General features: G+C 37.8%; 20 protein-coding genes. 9 read left to right on the top strand and 11 right to left on the bottom strand.

Annotated features, from left to right (window positions below):
* Nucleotides 1-957 precede the first annotated feature (957 nt).
* From OW492_RS16300 to OW492_RS16265, 8 genes are all read left to right on the top strand, one after another.
* Nucleotides 958-3,279 carry a hypothetical protein gene (locus OW492_RS16300; RefSeq protein WP_290041525.1) on the top strand — a complete coding sequence of 774 codons (2,322 nt, stop codon included), beginning with the start codon at nucleotides 958-960 and terminating at the stop codon, nucleotides 3,277-3,279.
* Between the two features lie 280 nt (nucleotides 3,280-3,559).
* Entirely contained in the window at nucleotides 3,560-4,501 is a 942-nt protein-coding gene (gene phnD / locus OW492_RS16295; RefSeq protein ID WP_290041523.1) for a phosphate/phosphite/phosphonate ABC transporter substrate-binding protein, read from the top strand.
* An 8-nt stretch (nucleotides 4,502-4,509) separates the two neighbouring features.
* Nucleotides 4,510-5,289: a phosphonate ABC transporter ATP-binding protein gene (gene phnC, locus OW492_RS16290; RefSeq protein ID WP_290041522.1), complete on the top strand. Its 780-nt coding sequence runs from the start codon at nucleotides 4,510-4,512 to the stop codon at nucleotides 5,287-5,289.
* Nucleotides 5,289-6,077: a phosphonate ABC transporter, permease protein PhnE gene (gene phnE, locus OW492_RS16285; RefSeq protein ID WP_290041521.1), complete on the top strand. Its 789-nt coding sequence runs from the start codon at nucleotides 5,289-5,291 to the stop codon at nucleotides 6,075-6,077. Before phnC ends, phnE (OW492_RS16285) begins: the two co-directional genes overlap by 1 nt.
* Nucleotides 6,065-6,877: a phosphonate ABC transporter, permease protein PhnE gene (gene phnE, locus OW492_RS16280; protein WP_290041519.1), complete on the top strand. Its 813-nt coding sequence runs from the start codon at nucleotides 6,065-6,067 to the stop codon at nucleotides 6,875-6,877. The genes phnE (OW492_RS16285) and phnE (OW492_RS16280) overlap by 13 nt, the downstream gene beginning before the upstream one ends.
* 622 nt (nucleotides 6,878-7,499) lie before the next feature.
* Complete coding sequence (locus OW492_RS16275) at nucleotides 7,500-9,395, top strand: PTS mannitol transporter subunit IICBA (protein WP_290041517.1); 1,896 nt, start codon at nucleotides 7,500-7,502, stop codon at nucleotides 9,393-9,395.
* A 78-nt stretch (nucleotides 9,396-9,473) separates the two neighbouring features.
* Nucleotides 9,474-10,616 carry a mannitol-1-phosphate 5-dehydrogenase gene (locus OW492_RS16270; RefSeq protein ID WP_290041515.1) on the top strand — a complete coding sequence of 381 codons (1,143 nt, stop codon included), beginning with the start codon at nucleotides 9,474-9,476 and terminating at the stop codon, nucleotides 10,614-10,616.
* Between the two features lie 52 nt (nucleotides 10,617-10,668).
* Nucleotides 10,669-11,202, top strand: a complete 534-nt coding sequence (locus OW492_RS16265) for an MltR family transcriptional regulator (RefSeq protein WP_290041514.1) — start codon at nucleotides 10,669-10,671, stop codon at nucleotides 11,200-11,202.
* Between the two features lie 104 nt (nucleotides 11,203-11,306).
* Here OW492_RS16265 and hslU read toward each other — a convergent pair whose 3' ends face one another.
* From hslU to OW492_RS16210, 11 genes are all read right to left on the bottom strand, one after another.
* On the bottom strand, nucleotides 11,307-12,653 hold the full coding sequence (gene hslU, locus OW492_RS16260; protein ID WP_290041527.1) for an ATP-dependent protease ATPase subunit HslU: 1,347 nt from the start codon (nucleotides 12,651-12,653) through the stop codon (nucleotides 11,307-11,309).
* Between the two features lie 8 nt (nucleotides 12,654-12,661).
* Nucleotides 12,662-13,210 (bottom strand): ATP-dependent protease subunit HslV, encoded by a 549-nt coding sequence (gene hslV, locus OW492_RS16255; RefSeq protein ID WP_290041513.1) that lies wholly within the window; start codon nucleotides 13,208-13,210, stop codon nucleotides 12,662-12,664.
* 138 nt (nucleotides 13,211-13,348) lie between these two features.
* A complete protein-coding gene (locus tag OW492_RS16250; RefSeq protein WP_290041511.1) occupies nucleotides 13,349-13,873 on the bottom strand; it encodes an SPOR domain-containing protein in 525 nt (174 codons plus the stop codon).
* Between the two features lie 2 nt (nucleotides 13,874-13,875).
* Nucleotides 13,876-15,624 (bottom strand): arginine--tRNA ligase, encoded by a 1,749-nt coding sequence (gene argS / locus OW492_RS16245; protein WP_290041510.1) that lies wholly within the window; start codon nucleotides 15,622-15,624, stop codon nucleotides 13,876-13,878.
* Nucleotides 15,625-15,752: 128 nt separating this feature from the next.
* The gene (locus OW492_RS16240) at nucleotides 15,753-16,208 is read right to left on the bottom strand and encodes a hypothetical protein (protein ID WP_290041509.1); all 456 of its coding nucleotides are present in this window, start codon (nucleotides 16,206-16,208) and stop codon (nucleotides 15,753-15,755) included.
* Between the two features lie 359 nt (nucleotides 16,209-16,567).
* On the bottom strand, nucleotides 16,568-18,733 hold the full coding sequence (uvrD, locus tag OW492_RS16235; RefSeq protein ID WP_290041507.1) for a DNA helicase II: 2,166 nt from the start codon (nucleotides 18,731-18,733) through the stop codon (nucleotides 16,568-16,570).
* A 95-nt stretch (nucleotides 18,734-18,828) separates the two neighbouring features.
* Nucleotides 18,829-19,536, bottom strand: a complete 708-nt coding sequence (locus OW492_RS16230; protein WP_290041505.1) for an HAD-IA family hydrolase — start codon at nucleotides 19,534-19,536, stop codon at nucleotides 18,829-18,831.
* A 13-nt stretch (nucleotides 19,537-19,549) separates the two neighbouring features.
* On the bottom strand, nucleotides 19,550-20,449 hold the full coding sequence (gene xerC, locus OW492_RS16225; RefSeq protein WP_290041503.1) for a tyrosine recombinase XerC: 900 nt from the start codon (nucleotides 20,447-20,449) through the stop codon (nucleotides 19,550-19,552).
* A 54-nt stretch (nucleotides 20,450-20,503) separates the two neighbouring features.
* Nucleotides 20,504-21,331 carry a diaminopimelate epimerase gene (dapF, locus tag OW492_RS16220; protein WP_290041502.1) on the bottom strand — a complete coding sequence of 276 codons (828 nt, stop codon included), beginning with the start codon at nucleotides 21,329-21,331 and terminating at the stop codon, nucleotides 20,504-20,506.
* A 56-nt stretch (nucleotides 21,332-21,387) separates the two neighbouring features.
* Entirely contained in the window at nucleotides 21,388-22,650 is a 1,263-nt protein-coding gene (gene lysA / locus OW492_RS16215) for a diaminopimelate decarboxylase (protein ID WP_290041500.1), read from the bottom strand.
* Between the two features lie 48 nt (nucleotides 22,651-22,698).
* The gene (locus OW492_RS16210) at nucleotides 22,699-22,866 is read right to left on the bottom strand and encodes a lipoprotein (RefSeq protein ID WP_290041498.1); all 168 of its coding nucleotides are present in this window, start codon (nucleotides 22,864-22,866) and stop codon (nucleotides 22,699-22,701) included.
* A gap of 242 nt (nucleotides 22,867-23,108) precedes the next feature.
* Between OW492_RS16210 and OW492_RS16205 the strand changes: the two genes are divergently transcribed.
* Nucleotides 23,109-23,333: a hypothetical protein gene (locus OW492_RS16205; protein WP_290041496.1), complete on the top strand. Its 225-nt coding sequence runs from the start codon at nucleotides 23,109-23,111 to the stop codon at nucleotides 23,331-23,333.
* The last annotated feature ends 6 nt before the right edge of the window (nucleotides 23,334-23,339 follow it).

Genomic DNA, 23,339 nt, shown 5'->3' with positions numbered 1-23,339 from the left:
GACTATGTCAGCAGGGATTTTTTCGTTGTTGGCTGTTGGTTTATGCCGACTTGAGCATGGGATAAATAAGCGCCACGTAGTGGCCAACCTTATGTGTGATAGTTGGGCGAGTATCGCGACGACTTTCCATCGCCAAGCGCCTAATTCGAACAATCCCTGTTGACTATGTCAGCAGGGATTTTTTCGTTGTTGGCTGTTGGTTTATGCCGACTTGAGCATGGGATAAATAAGCGCCACGTAGTGGCCAACCTTATGTGTGATAGCTAGGGGCGAATGATATGCCAGTATCAGTTTATGAGTGGGCTAAGCTCGGCGTGCCCTGGTGGATCCGCGACAGCGATGGCCCACGAGCAGAGAAGCGCTGTGACGACTTTTCATCGTCAAGCGCCTCATTAAACGAATCCTGTTGATTAACATCGACAGTTTTTTTATATCTAAAAACCTACCTAGCAATTAATAAAATACGTTTCAGTTTTATTTACTTCATTGATTGTTATTAATACTTGTATTTAGAGGTACTCAGGCAGTCTTATTAAAAAATGATTTGTAGAGAGCATACGACCATGACATTAGGTAGCCCTTAATTTAAAGAGTCTGCCCATAATATGTATGCTTGATACTATTCATGGCTATAAAAAGTGGCTTGTCGAATTACCTACTTATAATGCTAGTCTATCGTTTCATTGAACTATCTAGTATCCACTCTAAGTAATCGCTACTGTTACTTTTTTATCATCGCTAATTTCCTAAAAACTTTAAATATGTTTTTCTATTATTTAAGTTATTAACTACATGGTTTTACAAATATTTAGTAGATGTTGATTTTATATTTAAGCTTATTTGTATATTTTACATTACTAAATGAGTAGATATTAAAAGTAATAGGTACTAGTCTGTGTTTATAAATATTGTATTGATTAGCTTTTATATTAAATCCTTTATATTGGAAATATGACAATGAACATTCTCATCAAATTAACTCTTAGTTTTTATTTAATATTATCTGCATTTAGTTTTGCTGATACGAATGTGAATTTTGATACAGATAATAATGGGTTATATGATGATCAAGAACGGAAAGCTTTATTAGATTATTTACAAGTAAAGTATCCGGAATTAATTGCTAATTATGATTTAGATGGTGACGGTGCTGTTTCAATTTTAGAGCAAACTGAGGGACGTTTACCTTTATCAATGCGAATTGCAAAAGATGATGTTGCTGAGAATGAGGAGAAAGTGACTTGGGCGTTAAATCTTTTCCCTGAGTGGATTATGACGGCGTACTTTCAAGATGATGTGGATATTGGAAAAGTAAGTACCCATGACGCTAGAGGTAATAGCATTCGTAATGCAACTCAATCAACATCTAGTTTAGCACCTGAAAAATTTTCTAATAATAATGGTATTGAGTTTAAAGAAAATTCTGGTCAATTTTTAACAATGAGTGGTCAACGAGAAGCTAGATGGGCTTATCGTTGGACTATTTTTACTTTTCGTATAGATGCCGATTCAGGTGATGATGATACCACTGTGATGGTTGATATTAATCGAGGTAATGCTTCAAACAAATCTTCTCCTAAAATTTGGTACAACAAAAGCACAGGGTTAAATATTCAGTTCGTTGGGCGTAATGAAAATGGCCTGGATAAACGAATAATGACAACCAAAACAGCAGTAGTTGCTGATGGAGAAACTTGGAATGTTGTAGTGACTGGTATTCGTTATGGTCAAATGTTTGCTTCTGTAAATGGCGTTAACCTTTCTACTGAATCACCTCAGCCTGAACGTTATGCTAATGCTGAAATTGGAAATGATACTTCGTCTTATATAGGGGACGATAGTGATGGCAATATGGCTTGGGCCTACGATACATTAGCTTTTGGTTTAACTGAACCGACTGAAGCAATGGTAAGAAAAATGACTGGCTGGGCTGCATACAGGCTAGATAGCAGTGATAATGGCATTATCTTACCTAATGACCATGTTTACAAAACGAGTAATCCCGTGATGGATCAAGAAGATTTTCCTTATCGTTATGTTCACGACAATGATCAATGGAGTGAATGGGGAACAAGTATTAATAGCACTGACGTCAAAGTGAATGGAGGTGGTTCTCCAGTTGAAGTAGAGGGATTTGAGCGTGTTTTTTATGATGATTTTAGAAATGACCGTGTAAAAGCTAGTTATAGTGGTGAATCAGACCTTTGGTCTGCTCCTGGTTTTAATACTGCAGTTGGTTCTTCAGCGACATTAATTGCTCCTAGTGATACGACAAATGTTTATGAATACGATGAGTCTGAGCAAAAGCAGTCGCTTTCTTTATTGAAAGTAAATGATAGATGGAAAGCAGCTGCATTTTATAGTGTTAATGATCTTGGTTATGGGTATACCTGGAAAGGGCCTAAAATATTTCGTATTCGCAGTATGTTTCCTGAAGTTGCACAAGCTGACTTAGCTGGCGGATTGTTTCCTGCTTTTTGGTCGTATGATCCCGATTTTCTATTCTGGCGAACGGCCAATAGAATTGAAGTTGACTGGTTTGAGTTTGATGGAAAAAATGGCGCTTGGCTAAATGGACTCGCTTCCCATTATCACTATGCTGCTGTAGATAATATCTTTGCTAAAAATGCTGAAAGTTATACAAGTTATAAAGCATATAGCGGTCAATTGACTGAAGCCAAAAGCAAAATTGAAGGTGGTATGAAGTTTTGGGATGGTGAGTACCATACCTGGGAGTTTGTGATAGATGATGATATGACCTATATCAACGTGACTATAAAAGACAGTGATGGTAATGATAAATGGGTTGAAGTAGGCAGAGTTGAAACTCCTCCAACCTACCTAGAAAGACTAGATCTACAATTAGATTATGCTCTTAATTCATGGGATGGAGAACCAAGCTCAGATCGTGAAGACTTTACTATTGATTCTATAGAAGTACTGCAAAAAACCAGCAACATTATGGAACTCCCAGACATCTTTACTAGCAGGCCTACTATTACGGGAGAGCAAACGGAGGGAAGTACGATTACTTGCCAGGCAAATGTAGAGGGTATTACAGATATACGCTACTACTGGTTTGCAAATGCTTATCCATTAACTTATACCGCGAGTAATGAGTATGAAATTACATCTGATGATGTTGGTAAGAGTATTAGGTGTATGGTAAAAGCTGTTGGTGCTTTAGATATGCCAGAAGCATGGACAGAATCAATACGTGTGCCTGCGGACAATACACCGGTAGCACCATCAGAACTTAAATTACAAAAATCAACTTAATACCCTGCGAAGTACCCTATCAACAGAATTAGGCAGTGACATATTCCCTGCCTATTTTTTATATACATAAACGCTAATATTTCAAGCTAACCTGCCATTTTCATATTAAACCCTCCTTTATATTGGAATCACCATAGACTTTTAAGGTTGTTAATATAAATGTCACAGAAGCGCCGTAATATCTTCATAAATTTATAAAATTAGTTTAATAATAATTTAATTAATACTTTTAAATCAGTTGTTTATATTTATTTTAATCATTTATGTTAGGAGCTTTTATATGAAACGTGTACTTACTTTAGTGGCTGCTTCGGTATTAACTATTAATACTGCTTCTGCTGCCTTTTCTTTAGATAGTCGTTACGTCGATAACGATAATGACTTAGTAGCTGATATCCCTACCGATAAATCTAAATTAAAAGATCCAAGCACGTTAATTTTTGCTTATACACCGGTTGAAGACCCTGCAGTTTATGCAGATGTTTGGTCTGGTTTTTTAGAACATATGGAAAAAGTAACTGGCAAAAAAGTTAAGTTCTTCCCTGTTCAATCTAATGCTGCACAAATTGAAGCGATGCGAGCGGGCCGTTTGCATGTAGCAGGATTTAATACTGGATCAAATCCATTAGCTGTGGCTTGTGCTGGTTTCCGTCCATTTACTATGATGGCTGCAAAAGATGGTTCTTTTGGTTATGAAATGGAAATTATTACATACCCTAATTCCGGTATTGATTCGCCGAGTGATATAAAAGGTAAAAAGTTAGCATTTACATCTCAGACTTCTAACTCTGGCTTTAAAGCTCCTTCAGCAATATTAAAAGCAGACTTTGACTTGGTTGCTGAACGAGATTTTGAGCCTGTTTTCTCTGGCAAGCACGATAACTCTATTTTAGGGGTTGCGCACAAAGATTATCCAGCTGCTGCAGTAGCCAATTCAGTGTTAAAACGCATGATCTCACGTGATGTTGTAAATGAGTCGCAAATTAAATCAATTTATAAATCTCAGACTTTCCCAACTACAGGTTATGGCGTTGCAAATAACTTAACTCCTGAGTTACAAGCAAAAATTAAGGAAGCTTTTTTCACTTTCAATTGGGAAGGAAGCAAGCTGCAAAAAGAGTTTAGTAAAGAAGGTCAATTCTTACCTATTACTTTTAAAAGCGAGTGGGAAGTTATTCGTAAAATTGATACTGCAAATGGTGTGTCATATACCTGCCAATAGGAAATTTTGTGCTTAAAATTCAACACTTAAAAAAACAATACAAAAAAGGCCCTCTGGTATTAAAAAATATTAACCTAGTTATTCCAGAGGGGCAGATTGTAGGCCTTATCGGTCCCAGTGGCGCAGGGAAATCGACCTTAATTAGATGCATTAATCGGTTAATAAAACCTTCCTCTGGTGATATCTCTTTAGGCGGCATTAACTTGAGTAATGCATCTCCTCGGCAGATTCGTGAACAAAGACGTTATATTGGTATGATTTTCCAAGAATACGCATTAGTTGAAAGATTAAGTGTTATGGAAAACGTGCTTTCAGGTCGTCTTGGGTATTTATCTTTTTGGCAATCTTTCACTCGTCGTTATCCGCAACAAGATATTGATAATGCCTTTGATTATTTACAGCGTGTTGGCTTGATTGATCATGCCAATAAACGTGCCGATGAATTATCGGGAGGCCAGCGTCAACGAGTAGGTATTGCACGAGCATTAGCGCAAGATCCTCGTTTATTATTAGTGGATGAACCAACAGCAAGTTTAGATCCTAAAACCTCACGTCAAATAATGCGTTTGATACAGTCTATTTGTCGTGAAAAAGGCTTACCTGCGATTATTAATATTCATGATGTACCTTTAGCAATGCAATTTGTTGACCGTATTATTGGTTTGCAAGGTGGTGAAATAGTTTTTGATGGTTTAGCTAGCGAGTTAAATGAAGATGTATTAACACGCATCTACGGTAATGAAGATTGGCAACCAGCAGGTAACGATCAAGACAAAGGGGACGAGTAATGCGTCATTGGGAAAGGCCACATTATATTGTTGCCAATAGATTTTGGCGTTTGTCACTTTGGGTATTTTTCTTTGTTTATTTAGTGGTTGGCATTGGCAGTATAGAAATAAACTGGATTCGTATTTATGAAGGTTTAGAAAGAGGTTCCCACTTCTTATCTGCTTTTTTACATCCTGATTTTACAACACGATCAACTGATATTTATGCGGGGATATTAGAGAGTTTAACTATCACTGTTACCTCAACAGTTGCAGGGATTTTATTATCGATTCCCTTTGGTATTGGTGCTGCACGTAATATTTCAATTAAACCTATTTATTTGTTTTGTCGTGCTTTTATTGCTATTTCTCGTTCAATGCAGGAAGTTATTGTCGCAATTTTCTTAGTTGCTCTATTTGGCTTTGGTGCATTTGCAGGCTTTTTAACTTTAACCTATGCCACCATTGGCTTTTTAGGAAAATTATTGGCCGAAGAAATTGAAGGAATAGATCGTAAACAGTTAGAAGCGGTCAGGTCGACAGGGGCTTCTTGGTTACAAAGCATCCATGTCGGCATTTGGCCACAAATTATGCCACGTATGATTGGTTTATCATTTTATCGTTTGGATATTAACTTCCGAGAATCTGCTGTAATAGGGATAGTCGGAGCAGGTGGGATCGGAGCAACATTAAATACGGCAATTGATCGTTATGAATATGATTCCGCAGGCGCCATTCTTTTATTAATCATCATTATCGTGATGATCTGTGAGTATCTATCGGGGTGGATTAGAAAATGGATCAGTTAACACAACATTCACTATGGAAAACAAATATTCGCCATAAAAACTGGATGGTATGGGGAAGTTGTTTTGTGTTGGCATTATTAACTGCTTATTGCTGGACAATTATGACAGAAGAAACTATTTGGGAATTTGTATATGATGCGCCAGTGCAAGGTGCAGACCTTATTAACCGTATGTTTCCGCCTGATTGGTTATACATTAACAAACTCTACAAAGCGCTATGGGATACGATTAACATTGCTACCTTAGGTACGTTATTAGGTTTGATTATTGCTTTACCGGTTGCATTTTTAGCAGCAAGAAATACTACGCCTTCAGTTCTTTTTGTGCGTCCTATTGCTTTGTTTGTTATTGCAGCATCGCGCTCTATTAACTCATTAATATGGGCGTTGTTACTGGTTATGATATTAGGTCCTGGGATCCTAGCCGGGGTATTGGCGATAGGACTAAGATCAGTGGGGTTTATTGCTAAACTTTTTTATGAAAGTATTGAAGAAATTAATACGACAAGTGTAGAAGCGATTGAGTCTACCGGTGCCTCTCACTTTCAAGTGATAAATTACGCTATTATTCCACAGGTGTTACCTGCTTTTTTAGGGGTAATTATCTTCCGATGGGATATTAATATCCGTGAATCCACTATTTTAGGTTTAGTGGGGGCAGGTGGTATTGGTTTATTTTTATCTTCTTCTCTAAACGTTTTAGCTTGGCCACAAGTAACGTTAATTATTGTTGTTATATTAGCGACAGTGATTATTTCTGAGTTTATATCTGCCAAGGTTAGGTCATTATTAATTGGTTAAAGCGTACTTTTTATATCGGTTATTAGACGGTTTGTTTTTACCCAACCATTATTTATTTGGAAACTAAGTAACATCTGAGTTATTTAGTTCTCCAGTATTCAATTTTTTGTATATATTTTATTGTCACAAAAATGTAATAGAGGCAGTGAGTAAAAGGGCAGTAATAGGTTATCAAAAAATATTATTCACTTGATTAATAGTGGTTATTAGTGGCTTTTTACTAACGTAACATTATGTAATAAAATTACAACGGCGATAATTTAGTTAAAATAAAGAGATCTATATCACTCTAATTAATTGTTATCTCATTTATTGCATAATTTAACGAGACATACGTCTCTTTTGTGATATTTTCCCCGCATGCTAAATGTGATTAATATCACTGTTTTTAGTGCGTGAATTTTTATATTTACAATTTGTAACAATAGTACATCCAATTTAAGTGACTTATGTATCAAAAGTCGGGCGGTTGCCGTGCTTTTAGTGATCATCTTCACAGCAATTGAGTGGCTATTCTATATTTCTTTTTATGTGCTAAATTAATTGTATCAAACCTAAATACGGCAGTTTTTAATCGACTGTTAATTAACATTATTAATAACAAAATGAACGGGGAAATGAAATGATATCATCCGAAGCTAAAATCAGAGTACAGAACTTTGGTAGGTTCCTATCAAATATGGTTATGCCAAACATTGGTGCGTTTATCGCGTGGGGTTTTATTACTGCACTCTTTATTCCAACAGGTTGGTTCCCTAATGAGCAATTATCTCAATTAGTAGGACCGATGATTAAATTCTTACTTCCTTTATTAATTGGTTATACAGGTGGTAAATTAATCGGTGGTGATCGTGGTGCTGTTGTTGGTGCCATCACTACAATGGGTGTTATCGTTGGTACTGAAATTCCAATGTTCCTAGGTGCGATGATTGTTGGTCCTCTAGGTGGTTATGCAATTAGCAAATTCGATAAAGCGGTTCACGGTAAAGTGAAAAGCGGTTTTGAAATGCTAGTAAACAACTTCTCTTCAGGTATTATCGGTATGATCTTAGCGATCATCTCTTACTACTTGATTGGTCCAGCAGTAAACGTACTTTCTGAAGGGCTAGCTGCAGGTGTTAACTTCTTAGTTGAAGCGGGTCTATTACCACTTACTTCAATCTTCGTTGAGCCAGCTAAAATCCTATTCTTAAACAACGCTATTAACCACGGTATTTTCTCTCCGTTAGGTATTCAGCAGTCTACAGAACTAGGTCAATCAATCTTCTTCCTTATCGAAGCAAACCCTGGTCCAGGTTTAGGTCTATTACTTGCTTACATGGTATTTGGTAAAGGTACTGCTAAACAAACTGCAAGTGGTGCGTCTATTATTCACTTCTTCGGTGGTATCCATGAGATTTACTTCCCATACGTGTTAATGAATCCTCGTCTAATCCTTGCTGTTATCGCAGGTGGTATGACTGGTGTATTCACGCTAACACTATTTAATGCGGGTCTTTTATCTCCAGCATCTCCAGGTTCTATCTTCGCAATCTTACTATTAACACCTAAAGCATCTCTAATTGGTGTTGTGTTATCAGTAGTTGCATCTGCATCAGTATCTTTCATTGTTGCTTCAGTATTAATGAAAACACAAAAAGATTTAGGTGAAGATGAAGGTGATAAACTTGCTGAAGCTTCTAACCAAATGAAAAGCATGAAAAATGCTCCAGCAGCTGCTGCACAAGGTGGTGCTGAAGTTGACATGGGTAAAGTAAACAAAATCATTGTTGCTTGTGATGCAGGTATGGGTTCTAGTGCAATGGGCGCAAGCTTATTAGCTAAGAAAGTTAAATCTGCAGGTCTAGATATTAGTGTAACTAACTGTGCAATTAACAACCTTCCAGGTGATGTTGATATCGTTATTACACATAAAGACTTAACTCCACGTGCAATTAAGCATGCTGGTCAAGCTAAGCATTTATCATTAACTAACTTCTTAGACAGCACGTTATACGATGGATTAGTATCTGAAATCGTTGCTTCATCTGGTACGCCTGCTGCAGCACCTGCTGCGCCAGTTGTTGAAGAAGCATCTGCTGAAAAGCCTGTGTTTGAGCTAACGGCTGAAAACATCCACCTTGGCCTTAAAGCAGAAAACAAAGAACAAGCTATCCAGTTCGCCGGTGAGCAACTAGTTAAACTAGGTTATGCAGAGCCAGCTTACATTGAAGGTATGTTTGAGCGTGAAAAATTAGTAACAACTTACCTAGGTGAATCAATTGCGGTTCCACACGGTACAATTGAAGCTAAAGAAAGCGTAATCAAAACAGGTATCGTTGTATGTCAATACTCTGAAGGTGTACTGTTCGGTGATGACGAAGATGACATCGCTAAACTAGTTATCGGTATCGCAGCTAAAAATGATGAGCACATTAGTGTTATCACAACCATCACTAATGCATTAGATGATGAAGAAGCTATCGAAACATTGATCAATAGTAATGATGTTCAAAAAGTATTAAGTATATTAAGTTAGTCAGCTCTGGCTTAAATTAAAACGCTGGTCTTTACCGGCGTTTTTTCGTTAAATATTCTTAAAAAGAAGGAAAAAACAATGAAATCAATTCATTTTGGCGCGGGTAATATTGGTCGTGGCTTTATTGGCAAATTATTAGCAGATGCAGGAATCAAAGTAACGTTTGCAGATGTTGATGAGAAAGTGATCAATTTACTAAACTCATTGAATACATACAATGTGAAAGTAGTAGGCGCAGAATGTAAAACAGAAGTTGTTTCAGGTGTAAATGCTATTAATTCTACTAGTGATGACCTAGTAGGCTTAATTAGCGAAACAGATCTTATCACAACAGCGGTAGGTCCAAACGTACTAGTTATTATTGCAAGCAAGTTAGCACAAGGCTTAGCAATGCGTTTTGAAGCAAACAATGAAGCATTCTTAAATATCATTGCTTGTGAAAACATGATCCGTGGTACTAGTTTCTTAAAAGCAGAAGTATTTAAACATTTAGATGAAAAATACCATGCACAAGCAGAACGTTTAGTTGGTTTTGTTGATTCAGCGGTAGACCGTATTGTGCCACCTTCAGAATCAGATGACCCATTAGAAGTAACAGTAGAAAGCTTCAGTGAATGGATTGTTGATGAACAACAATTCCGTGGTGAAGTACCTGTTATTGAAGGTATGCAAAAAACTGACAACCTAATGGCATTTATTGAGCGTAAATTATTTACGTTAAATACTGGTCACATCATGACTGCTTACCTAGGTGCATTGGCTGATTACGCAACGGTAAAAGATGCAATTGATGATGAAGCTATCTGCGCTCAAGTTAAACAAGCGATGCAAGAGAGTGGTGAAGTATTGATCAATCGTTACGGTTTTGAGCGTGAAGCACACAATGCTTACATTGAAAAAATCATTGGTCGTTTTGCTAACCCTTATTTACATGATGAAATTGACCGTGTAGGTCGTCAACCAATCCGTAAGCTAGGTGAGAACGATCGTCTAGTTAAACCACTATTAGGTACAATTGAATACGCTACAGCGAATGATATGTTGCTAAAAGGTATTGCTGCTGCATTTAAATATACAAACAGCGATGATCCACAAGCAATTGAGCTACAAGCATCATTACAAGAGATTGGATTCTTAGCTACATTGTCTAAATACACAGGTTTAGCTGAAGATAGTGCTGAAGCAATCAAGATTGAGAAGCTATTTCTAGCAATGGCTTAATAAAACAGTTATGTGGGGCGCTAGCTTCACATAACCCTAATTAGCTGAGCTTATGTCGAAACAACTACAAGAAAATGAAATACTAGAATGTTTAAATGAAAGTGCTACAGCGCGTGGTTTTTTTATCTCTACTGTTGATATTTTTGAACAGCTTATACAAGCATTAATTGAACGTATTTTTTTAAAAGATGATTTTGCAGTGCAATCGGTTGTTGGACCTTTATTGAAAAATTCTGGGCCACTAGGTGAATTATCGGTTCGTTTAAAATTGTTATTTGGTTTAGGTGCTATTCCTCATCTTGTCTATCAAGATATAGAGAGCCTTATTAAGTTGAAAAACTTACTGAATAACGACAGTGCCGATTACCATTTTACTGATGCACCTATTGCTGATGCGATTAAATCGTTACATTTATTTAAGAATATGAATGTGGGTATTTTTGATTCAGTGAAAGCCGTTCAAGACGATGTAGATTTAACATTTTATAAAATGCAATTAGAGAGACAGCAGCAGGTGATTAAATCATCTTTAGCGCTGGGGATTATCTCACTTTGTGAAACGTTAAATAAAGAAAGCCCTTTTTAAACTAAGATGACAGTATTTATTATCTGCTAGTAAAAAGCCCCTAATAATTCAATTATTAGGGGCTTTTTTTATTACTTTATTCACAATGAAAAGTTATTTATCCTTTATAGGATATAACGTGTTAAATCTTCATCCTGAACCACTTCATCAAGCATATTAGCTACATAGGCTTCATCAATCGTAATCGACTCACCTGAGCGCTCTGTGGCTTCATATGAAAGCTCATCCATAATATGTTCCATTAAGGTATGTAAACGACGTGCACCGATGTTTTCAGTGGTTTCATTTACTTGCCATGCAGATTTCGCAATTTTGTTAATTCCGCACTCAGTAAAGTTAATGCTTACACCTTCCGTTGCAAGTAATGCTTGGTATTGTTCACTTAGTGATGCTTTTGGCTCAGTTAATATACGGGCTAAGTCTTGTTCACGTAGTGCTTCTAATTCAACTCGAATTGGTAAGCGACCTTGTAACTCTGGGATTAAGTCAGAAGGTTTTGCTACTTGGAATGCACCTGAAGCAATAAACAACATATGGTCCGTCTTTACCATGCCATGTTTCGTTTGTACTGTTGAACCTTCAATTAATGGTAGTAAGTCACGCTGTACGCCTTCACGTGATACATCAGGGCCTGACGACTCACCGCGTTTACAGATTTTGTCGATCTCATCAATGAAGATGATGCCATTGTTTTCTGCAGCGTAGATTGCTTTCTCTTTTAGATCTTCTTGGTTAAGTAGTTTTGATGCTTCAGATTCAACTAAGGCTTTTAATGCATCTTTAATTTTCATCATGCGTTTTTTAGATTCACCTTTACTACCTAGGTTTTGGAACATACCTTGTAGCTGGTTAGTCATCTCTTCCATACCAGGAGGAGCCATGATTTCAACACCAATTTGTGGTGCAGGTACATCAATTTCTACTTCTTTGTCATCTAACTTACCTTCACGTAATTTCTTACGGAAAGATTGTCTTGCTGGGCCTTCTTCAGCCACTTCAGAGCTGTTCACATCCCACTCTGTTGCGGTTTTAGCAGGCGGAATAAGAATATCCAAGATACGATCTTCAGCTAAGTCTTCAGCTTTAGCTGTCACTTTTGCTAACTCTTGTTCTTTAGTGATTTTAATTGCTGCTTCAACAAGATCTTTAACGATACTTTCAACTTCTTTACCGACGTAACCGACTTCAGTAAATTTGGTTGCTTCTACTTTAATAAAAGGCGCATTAGCTAGTTTTGCTAAACGGCGAGCAATTTCTGTTTTACCAACACCAGTTGGACCGATCATCAAAATATTTTTAGGCGTCACTTCATGACGAATATCTTCACTTAGTTGCATACGGCGCCAGCGATTACGTAATGCAATAGCCACTGCACGTTTTGCTTTACTTTGTCCAATAATGTGGCGATCCAATTCCTGTGCGATTTGTTGTGGAGTCATATTGTTAGTCATCATAAATCCTATTTTGTAGTGGCTACGTCGGTATCAGTATCAATACATTCGATAGTTTGGTTTGAATTGGTAAATACACAAATGTTACCGGCAATTGTTAATGACTTTTCAACAATATCTTGTGCTGATAAGTCTGTATTTTCTAGTAAGGCCATTGCAGCTGATTGTGCAAAGTTACCACCGGAGCCAATGGCAATTAAGTCATTTTCTGGTCTAACCACATCACCATTACCTGTGATGATATAGGAATGCTTTTTATCGGCTACTGCCAGTAGCGCTTCTAATTTCCTGAGCATTCTATCGGTGCGCCAATCTTTTGCGAGTTCTACCGCTGCGCGTTCTAAGTTACCTTGGTGAGCTTGTAGTTTTGCTTCAAAGCGCTCTAATAGAGTGAAGGCGTCCGCAGTACCGCCAGCAAAGCCAGCAATGACTTGATTGTTGTACAGGCGGTGTACTTTACGCGCATTACCTTTCATTACAGTGTTACCAAGTGATACCTGACCATCACCACCGATAACCACTTGATTACCGCGACGTACAGAAACAATAGTAGTCATATTGATACCTTTTGTTGTTTATTGAATAAATGAAGATGCCATTTTTATAGGCTTGATATTTATAAGGTGGGGCAGATTTTATTGAATTCAAGGGAAAGATATAAAGAAAAGGAGAGCCTTAGCTCTCCTTATTAAGGTTTAACGCCAAAACCAGATTTGGCAGCCATTAATTTTTGCACGCTGTAATTGGTGACGTTGTTTTTCAGCCAGGCGTTTACGCTCGTATGGCCCCAAAATAACGCGGTACCAGTTACCGGTTTTTTTAACTATGCTATTTAAACCTTGGAAGGCAATTTTAGCTTTCAGAGATTCAGCATCACCTTGGTGTCTGAATGATCCACATTGCATCTGATAAGGTCGTGTGGGTTTTTCTTCTACCGGAATATCAACCTTCACTTCTTTGGTTTTTAAAATATCGACATAGTCCCACTTAGGTTGCGGCATTTCAGGTAAGGTTTCTTCTGTTTTTGCCGTACTTTTAGCCACTTGTTTTTTTACAGCTGGTGGCTTATCAACAGCAAATACAAAGTAGCTAATAAAGGCGATCAATAAAATCGCAATAAAGCAGGCAATATAAGGAAACCCTTGTTTAGTTTGCTTACGCGTATTGCCTCTTTTGGTTGCGCCCCGTTTAGCGGGTTTTCTACGTGTGACTCTTGGCATTTTTACATGCGTTCCAATGTGTTAATACCTAATAGGGCTAGACCTTGTTGTAAGGTTTTTGCTGTTAAACCTGCTAGTTTTAAACGGCTTTGTTTTTGTGTTTCGTTTTCGGCGATTAAAATCGGACAAGCTTCGTAAAAACTTGAGAATAAACCAGCTAACTCAAATAAATAAGCACATAGGTAATGTGGCATACCTTGTTTGCCCACTTGATTAATTATTTCATTAAATTGCATTAATTTATTAGCCAAGTCTTTCTCTTTTTCTTCAGAGAAAGTGACATCTGCAGTAATGCTATCAATAGCGATCCCCGCTTTATTGAATATACTTGCTATACGCGTATAAGCATACAGTAAGTAAGGTGCCGTATTGCCCTCAAAGCTCAACATGCTATCGAAACTAAAGGTGTAATCGCTAGTACGGTTTTTAGAAAGATCGGCATATTTAACAGATGATATACCAACTACAGACGCAATATGACGTAACTCTTGTTCAGCCATATCTTGATTTTTCTCTTTTACTAATTCGTAAGCACGTTCTTCTGCTTCCGTTAATAAATCAGCTAATTTAGGCGTTGAACCTGCACGAGTTTTGAAGGGTTTGCCATCTTCGCCCATTACCGTACCAAAAGGCATATGTTCAAGTGAGGTACCAGCTTTTACAAATTCTGCTAAACGAGCAACTTCAAATACTTGTTGGAAGTGTAAACCTTGGCGAGCATCTACAAAATATAATACACGATCAGCATTTAATTCAGTTTGACGGTAACGGATAGCGGCTAGGTCAGACGTTGCATATAAGAAACCACCATCTTTCTTCTTGATGATAACAGGTAATGGTTCGCCTTCTTTATTTTTAAAGTTATCTAGGAAAACACATTTTGCACCTTGGCTTTCTTGTAATAAACCTTTGCTATCTAAATCTTCTACCACTCGAGCAAGGTCATCGTTATAAGCGCTTTCGCCACGAACATCATCTAAACCTAAGCTTACGCCCATGCGCTCGTAAGCTTCTTGACAGTGAGATATACTGATCTCTTTAAACTCTTTCCATAGCGCCAAACATTCAGCATCGCCACTTTGTAGTGCAACTACTAGATCACGAGCACGATTAGCAAAATCTTCTGATTCGTCAAAACGACCTTTAGCAGCACGGTAGAACACTTCTAAGTTTGCTAGGTTTTTATTGATCTCTTCCCCTTTCGCTCGTAACTCTTCCATATAAGCGAGTAACATACCAAACTGCGTACCCCAGTCACCTACGTGATTTTGACGTACCACTTTATGACCTTGGTATTCTAAAGTTCGGGTTACTGAGTCACCGATGATTGTTGAACGTAAATGACCAACATGCATCTCTTTTGCTAGATTAGGTGAAGAGTAATCAATGACCACTGTTTGCGGTGCAGAAGTTAGTTCTACATTTAAACGTGAATCAGCAAAAGCGCTATCTATTTGCTTTTCAAGATAGTTAGGATTGATAAAAAAGTTAATGAAACCAGGACCAGCAATTTCAGTTTTAATTACTAGCTCAGAAGTCGGTAGGTTTTTCACGATCAGTTCTGCTAATGCACGAGGGTTTTGTTTTGCTGGTTTTGCCAACATCAATGCGAGGTTGTTAGCAAAGTCACCGTGTGATTTGTCTTTAGTACGATCAATAGTGATACGAGGTTGAACATCTGCAGGGATAAGTTGTTGAGCTTGTAAAGAAGCGACAGCTTGTTCAAGTAGGTTTTGGATTAATGCTTTCATGTATAACTCACTAATTGATTCGGACAAATAAAGTAGTGAGATTCTACCGTTTATCTAAGGTGAAGACTAGGAAGTTAATTCAGTTCAACGCCTTAAAAGTTAAAATAATGATTAAATTTGTAGCGCTTTTAGAGATATTCAAATTCATGGCTGGCCATCACTACTTGATACAGCATCTCTTCCTCTTTAGAGGTTAAACCTTCTAACGCTATTTCCGCTTCAGAGGTACTGCTATTGATAGTGGCTACTTGCATTGCTTCAATGAGTTGTATATCTAATTGGATTGCTAATGTGACAACATCTTCTAGGGCTAACTCAGGTTGAAACTTAAGTTCTTTGCAGCGTTGTGGGAAGCTTTGGTCGAATATATCTTCTAACCAAGCATTTAATAGACTTAATGGGGCCTGTTGAACATATTGATGGAGGTGGCAATATGAGAGTTGTTCTTTATTCCTCATATACTCTAGTAAAAGTTTTACTTTTTCATCATTGGCTTCAAGGCTTAACCTTTGGTAGAGCTCGGCTAATGCTTTATGGCAATCTTCAATATACAGCAAAAAATCTTTGATCAGTTTTACGCGCATAATAACCTCCTGAATATTACTCCTTGTTCTGTTCAAAAAACAAACAGAACTCATTCATCATAGCGAGTTTTAAGTATTAAGCGAGAAGTTATATTGGATATGTGATGTGGTTAATATCAATCATACTAATTAACTGATCTATTTCATTTGTTAAAATGACTTATTTTTTCGTTGTAAATTTCATAAAGAGAGCTGTTTACGCCTTAAACCAAGTTATTTTTCCTAGACGGCATTTAGGTCAGTTACTTAATATAATTGGTCTATGGTTTGTTAGTAAATATTGATGTGTTTAATAAGGCTTTCTAAATTGAAGAAAGCCTTATTAATTTGGATATGATTAGTATGAAATCAGTTAGAAATTAAATAACTTCTAGACGTGCGTACGTTGTCATTAACCATTTACTGCCGACACCCATAAAGTGTACTTGTAAACGGCTATTTTCCCCGCTGCCTTCTTGTGCGGTGATAGTGCCTTCGCCAAACTTAGCATGTCTCACTTGTTGACCTAATTTAAAGCCTTGAATATCTTGTGTTATAGCTAGTTTAGGTTGTCGAACTTTAGGCTCTGCTCGACGTACTTGAGTTTTTAGTCGTACGTAATCTACATTTTCATCAGGTAGCTCACTAATGAAACGTGATGGGGCATGAAACTTTTCTTGTCCGTATAAACGTCTGCTTTCAGCATGACATAAGGTCAATTTAACCATAGCGCGCGTTAAGCCAACGTAACAAAGGCGGCGTTCTTCAGCCATACGAGTTTCATCGGTTGCAGACTGTTGTCCCGGGAACATTCCTTCTTCAACACCTACAATAAACACCTGTGGAAACTCTAAACCTTTGGCTGCGTGCATTGTCATTAATTGCACTGCATCTTCAAACTCATCTGCTTGATTGTCACCTGATTCTAATGCTGCATATGCAAGGAAGGCGGTAAGTTCTTCCATCTCTTGCTCTTCTTCAGGGATCACAAAAGCTTTAGTCGCAGAAACTAGCTCTTGTAAGTTTTCAATTCGACTGCGTGATTTTTCCCCCTTTTCAGCTTCAAACATGGCGACCAAACCCGAATGTTGAGTTACGTGATCCACAATTTGGAAAAGCGGTAGTTCTGACGTTTCTTCTTTAAAACGATTTATTAAGGTTAAGAAACTATTTAATGATGATTTTGCAGCGGCACTGAGTAAGTTATTTTCAATTAAATGCTGACTTGCTTGCCATAGCGTATAGCCTTGCTCTCGGGCACAAATACGTATTTTATCTAAGCTGGTGTTGCCTATTTTTCGTTTTGGCTTATTAACAATACGTTCGAAGGCTGCATCATCTTGATGGTTATTCATTAAACGTAAGTAAGCAATACTGTCTTTAATTTCTAACCGGTCGAAGAAACGTTGCCCACCATAGATGTGGTAAGGGATCTGCTGCGCCATTAACTGTTCTTCAAATAAGCGAGATTGCGCATTACTGCGATATAAAATCGCGCATTCACTTAATTTATTACCGGCATTTTTCCATGTTTGTAATTGGCTAGTAACATAACGTACTTCATCATAGTCATTAAACGCACTATAGATGGAGATGGGTTCACCATCCTCACCGCTGGTCCATAACTCTTTACCTAGTCGATCGCTGTTATTTTGGATCAATTGATTAGAGGCTTTAAGAATATTCCCAGTAGAACGGTAGTTTTGTTCTAAACGTATTGTAACCGGTGAGTTTTTTTCTTTTAAGAAACGTTGAATATTCTCAATGTCTGCGCCACGCCAACCATAAATAGACTGATCATCATCACCTACAATGGTTAAATAATTGCCATTATCTGTTAATAGCGTTAACCAAGCATATTGCAGTTTATTGGTGTCTTGGAATTCGTCTACCAATACATGCTGAAAGCGTTGTTGATAATGTAATAATAGAGCTGAGTTATGTAACAATAATTCATGCGCTCGCAATAACAGCTCAGCAAAATCTACTAACCCAGCTAGATCACAAGCGGCTTCATAGGCTTGATAGACCTGTAAACGTTGCTTTTCTTGTAAACTAAAACCTGGATCGATATGTTTAGCTCGTAGACCTTCATCTTTTTTATCGTTGATGTACCACTGTAATTCTTTAGGTGGGTAGTATTTTTCATCTAACCCTAGGCTTTTGATAATGCGTTTGATCATCTTTTGTTGATCGTCACTATCTATAATTTGAAACTGCTCTGGTAATTTCGCTTCTTGATAGTGCAAGCGTAATAATCGATGCGCTATACCGTGGAAGGTGCCAATCCACATGCTGCCGATCTGTTGTGGGCAAATATCAGCGATACGTCCGCGCATCTCTTTTGCTGCTTTATTGGTAAAGGTTACTGCCAAAATGCCGTAAGTCGGAATATGGTTTACTTGCATTAACCACGCGATTCTATGCGTTAATACACGTGTTTTACCACTGCCAGCACCTGCTAATACCAGCATGTTTTGTTCTGGTGCAGAAACCGCTGCGCGTTGATGATCATTTAAACCATCGATTAGGTAAGATACGTCCATAGAAAAGCCTGTTTATTTATTCAGTAGATAAGAACTATACCGAAACATAGATTAAATGTGAATGATCTATGTCGCGGCGCATGTGGTGTATTTATTTATAACAAGTTGAGGAGGGCTTGGAGATCGGCTATCTCGATAGTGGGTAGTAGTTTTGCCCCTTTAAGCGCAGAACCTTTAGGATTAAACCAAACTGCTTGAGCATCATGCTGTTGTGCACCAAATACATCACTATTCAGGTGGTCACCAACATGTAATAGATCGCTGATTTGAATATCTAGCTGATCCGCTGCCTGTTGAAACAAGGCAATATCAGGTTTACTTTTAATACCATTACCTGCTTTTAAAACAAATTGGAATTTATCCTGTAATCCTATTTTTTCAACATCAACATTACCATTGGTGATCGCAATAACAGGATAATGTTTAGCAAGTTGCTGTAATAGTTCGATGCTTTCATTAGGCACATCAACCTCACTGCGCAATGCAATGAAGGTTTGTAATGCAGTTTCTGACCAAGTAATCGCATCAACAGGAGCAATACCATGCACTATCATTACCCGTTGAATGGCTGCTTTTCGAGATGCAGTGACATCGTGTTTTAAGCTGGGATCTTCTTTAACTATTAATGCCTTATATAAATTCCATCTTCTTTCATCTAACTCAGCTAACTTTTCATAGGTGTTGTTAAGAAACACTAAAAATTGTTGTTCTGCCTTTCTGATGACCGGTTCATTGTCATATAAAGTATCATCAAGGTCGAAACTAATCGCTTTAAATGGACGGAGTGTTTTATAAAATATCATCGGTTATCCCATCTTACTTTTTACGTTTAGCACGCGGGTGTGCTTTATCATACACTTCTGCTAAATGTTGAAAGTCTAAGTGTGTATAGATTTGAGTGGTGGCTAGGTCAGCATGACCTAATAAGGTTTGTACTGCTCTTAAATTACCGCTCGATTCTAACATGTGTGTCGCAAAGGAATGGCGTAACTTATGTGGGTTGACATGGCTAGGTAATGATTGCTCTAGTCCCCACTTTTCCATACGCATCTGCACACTACGAGTAGAAATACGCTTTTTTTGTTTCGATAAAAATAGCGCTTTTTCACCCGGTTCAGCAAAGTCCGGTCTGACTTTTAACCATAGTCTCATGGTTTCGATTGCCGTTTTGGTGATTGGCAATAGACGTTGTTTACTGCCTTTACCTGTTACCATGATCTCTTTAGCTGATAGTTTAATATCACCCAAATTAATATTCACTAATTCACTTAAGCGTAAACCTGATGAATACATCAGTTCCATCATACAATGATCGCGAAGGGTGAGCGGATCATCTCCATCAATATCTAATAGCTGATCCATATCATCAACGCTAATATTTTTAGGTAAAGGTTTATCTAATTTAGGTGCGGAGACTCCTTTTGCAGGATTAAAAGTCAATTGACTATTCTTTACCATATATTCAAGAAAAGAGCGTAAGGCTGATAGTTTGGTCGCGATCGAACGTGCTTTTATGCCATTTTGATGTAGTTGTTTGGCTAATAGGCGTACTTGGTGAGTATCTAATACTTGCCAGCTTTTAATCTGTTGTTCGGTTAAAAGATCTATAAATTCATTAAGGTGGCGTTGATAGTTATTTATGGTGACCGGGCTCAATCCGCGTTGGCTAGCAATGTGAGTTAAAAAGCGTTGTACGTCAGGTAATAATGGATTCATAGTAAACCCTAGGTTAAAGAAAAGTGCAGTATTGCTACTGCACTTGAGCAAGCTCTATATTTGAATTTGTCCATCAAATACAAAATCTGCAGGACCGCTCATACGCACGCTTTGACCTGGTTGCCAGAAAAAGCGTAATTCGCCTCCTGGTAACTCGATTCGGCAATGTGTATCTAACTTATTTTGTAATTGACCTACTACGGCTGCAGCACACGCACCTGTACCACAGGCGAGGGTTTCACCTACACCACGCTCCCAAACTCGTAATTTAGCAAAACCACGGTCAACGACTTGCATAAAGCCTACATTAACTTTATTAGGGAATCGTTCATGTACTTCTAATAATGGCCCTAAGGTTTCCACCGGCGCGTTATCAATATCATCAACTAATACTACGCAGTGTGGATTGCCCATAGAAACAACGCCACATAATACGGTGTGGTCAGCAACACGCAGAATGTAGGTTTTTTCTTCTTTCTGTGCTTCAAAAGGGACTTTAGCGGGTTCTAAAACAGGTTTACCCATATCCACAATGATGTTGCCATCTTGCTCTATTTTGAGCTGAATTTTCCCTTTTGCTGTACTCACGTTAATGACACGTTTTTGGGTTAAGCCTTTTAACTTTACAAAGCGTGCAAAACAGCGTGCGCCGTTACCACATTGCTCAACTTCGCTGCCATCGGCATTGAATATGCGATAATGGAAGTCTAGGTCAGGATCATAAGGTGGCTCAACCATTAATAATTGGTCAAAACCAATACCAAAGTTACGGTCTGCTAGCTTAGCGATCGTTTCTTTAGACAAAAATACATTTTGCGTAACATTGTTAATGACCATAAAATCATTACCCAAGCCATGCATTTTAGAAAACTCAATATTCATTTTTTACCTTCATAATAGGGAAGTTTCCTTCCCTAATGTATTGGCTCAATTTTTAACTAAGGTAAAACGTGCTCACCGCGCCATAAGTCGATATGTCTTTCACGTTGGCGTACAACAAAGGCTTTATCACCATCCACCATGATCTCAGCAGGGCGACAACGAGAGTTATAGTTTGAACTCATCGTTGAACCGTAAGCGCCTGCACTGCGAATCGCTAAGTAATCACCTTCAGCAATAGCAAGTGAACGTTCTTTACCTAAGAAGTCACCTGTTTCACATATCGGGCCCACGATGTCGTAAACACGTGTTGGACGTTTTTCTGGATCATCTAGTTTACTATTAATTGGAATGATATTTTGCCATGCACTGTAGAGTGCTGGGCGAATTAAATCATTCATTGCTGCATCAACAATGGCAAAGTTTTTATAATCGTTGAGCTTTAAGAATTCAACTTTAGTGACCAAAATACCTGCATTGGCCATGATTGCACGACCAGGTTCGAAGATCAGTTTTAATTGGCGACCATTCATACGTGCAATTAATGCTTGCATGTATTGTGCTGGTTCTGGCGGTGTTTCTCCATTGTATGGAACACCTAAGCCGCCGCCTAAATCTAAATGCTTAATGTTGATACCTTGTGTTGCTAAGTCGTCAATTAGCATTAGTAGTTTATCTAACGCTTCAATGAAGGGTTCAATCTCAGTTAATTGCGAGCCGATATGACAATCGACACCTTTCACTTCTAAAAATGGTAATTCATTAGCTAGGCCAAATACCGTTAACGCTTGCTCTATTTCGATACCGAATTTGTTTTCTTTTAACCCAGTAGAAATATATGGGTGTGTACCTGCATCAATATTAGGATTGATGCGAATAGAGATTGGTGCTTTTGTTTTTAAACATCCAGCGACTTCATTAATACGGTATAGCTCTGAAATAGATTCTACATTGAAACAGTAAATACCTGCTTGTAGTGCTGTAGATATTTCAATTTCGGTTTTACCTACACCAGAGAAAACTACTTTTTTAGGGTCTCCACCGGCTTGAATGACACGTAGCAATTCACCAACAGATACAATATCAAAACCTGAGCCTAAGCGTGCCATTAGGTTTAATACACCTAAGTTTGAGTTTGCTTTTACTGCGTAACAGATTAGGTGAGGGTGATCGCCCGCGGCTTGATCAAAGGCATTCCAGTGACGTTCAATAGTCGCGCGAGAATAAACGTATGCAGGCGTTCCAGATTTCTTGATGATATCTTCAATTGCAGTATCTTCAACTAATAAACGGCCATCGCTATGGTAATTAAAATGATCCAATGTTAAATCCTTTTTTGTTCAGTTTGTTATCACTGCCTTTGAGCATACTTATTGTGAATTATTTAAGGCATTTGTTGTTGTTTCTGTCACGTTATTTTGTTGTGTTTCCGTTTCTTGTTGTTGCGGTGCTTCTTGATAAAGAGGCCCTTTCATACCACAACCAACTAATAAACTTGAAAAACACAGGACTATTAACGATAAATAAAGATTTTTCATACCTTATCCTAGTCAAATATTTTTAGCCCTCTATAATCGCATTTCATGGTTAAAAAGCAAAGGAGAAGTAAATGACCGATGAGGAATTTATCGAATTAGCTGACCCCTTGTTGCAAAAATTTGAAAAATACAGTGCTGAGATTGATGATTAAAGCCTTCGTTGCGGCTTATTTCATTTTTATTAGTGTTGATGGACCAACAATCTAACGAAACTGCGTGTTTCATTTTAAGAGAACAAAACTATGTTCAAGTTATTTGTTTTATACCCTTTTATCGCATTAGTATGTATTTGGCTAAGTAGTGATGTAGAGGTTGATACCTCTATTTATAAGCTAGATGATAATAGTGTCTCCATTGAATTTCCTAAAGCGCGCTTTAGAGAAACCGGAACTGAGCCTTGGTTTACCTTTTACTGGCAAGTAGATCATGAAGCACAGTTCTCCGAAACATTAATTGAATTAGAATAAGAGGGG

Source organism: Psychromonas sp. 14N.309.X.WAT.B.A12 (genome assembly GCF_030397575.1).
Taxonomy (GTDB): domain Bacteria; phylum Pseudomonadota; class Gammaproteobacteria; order Enterobacterales; family Psychromonadaceae; genus Psychromonas.
This window is presented reverse-complemented; position numbering and strand designations above follow the sequence as displayed.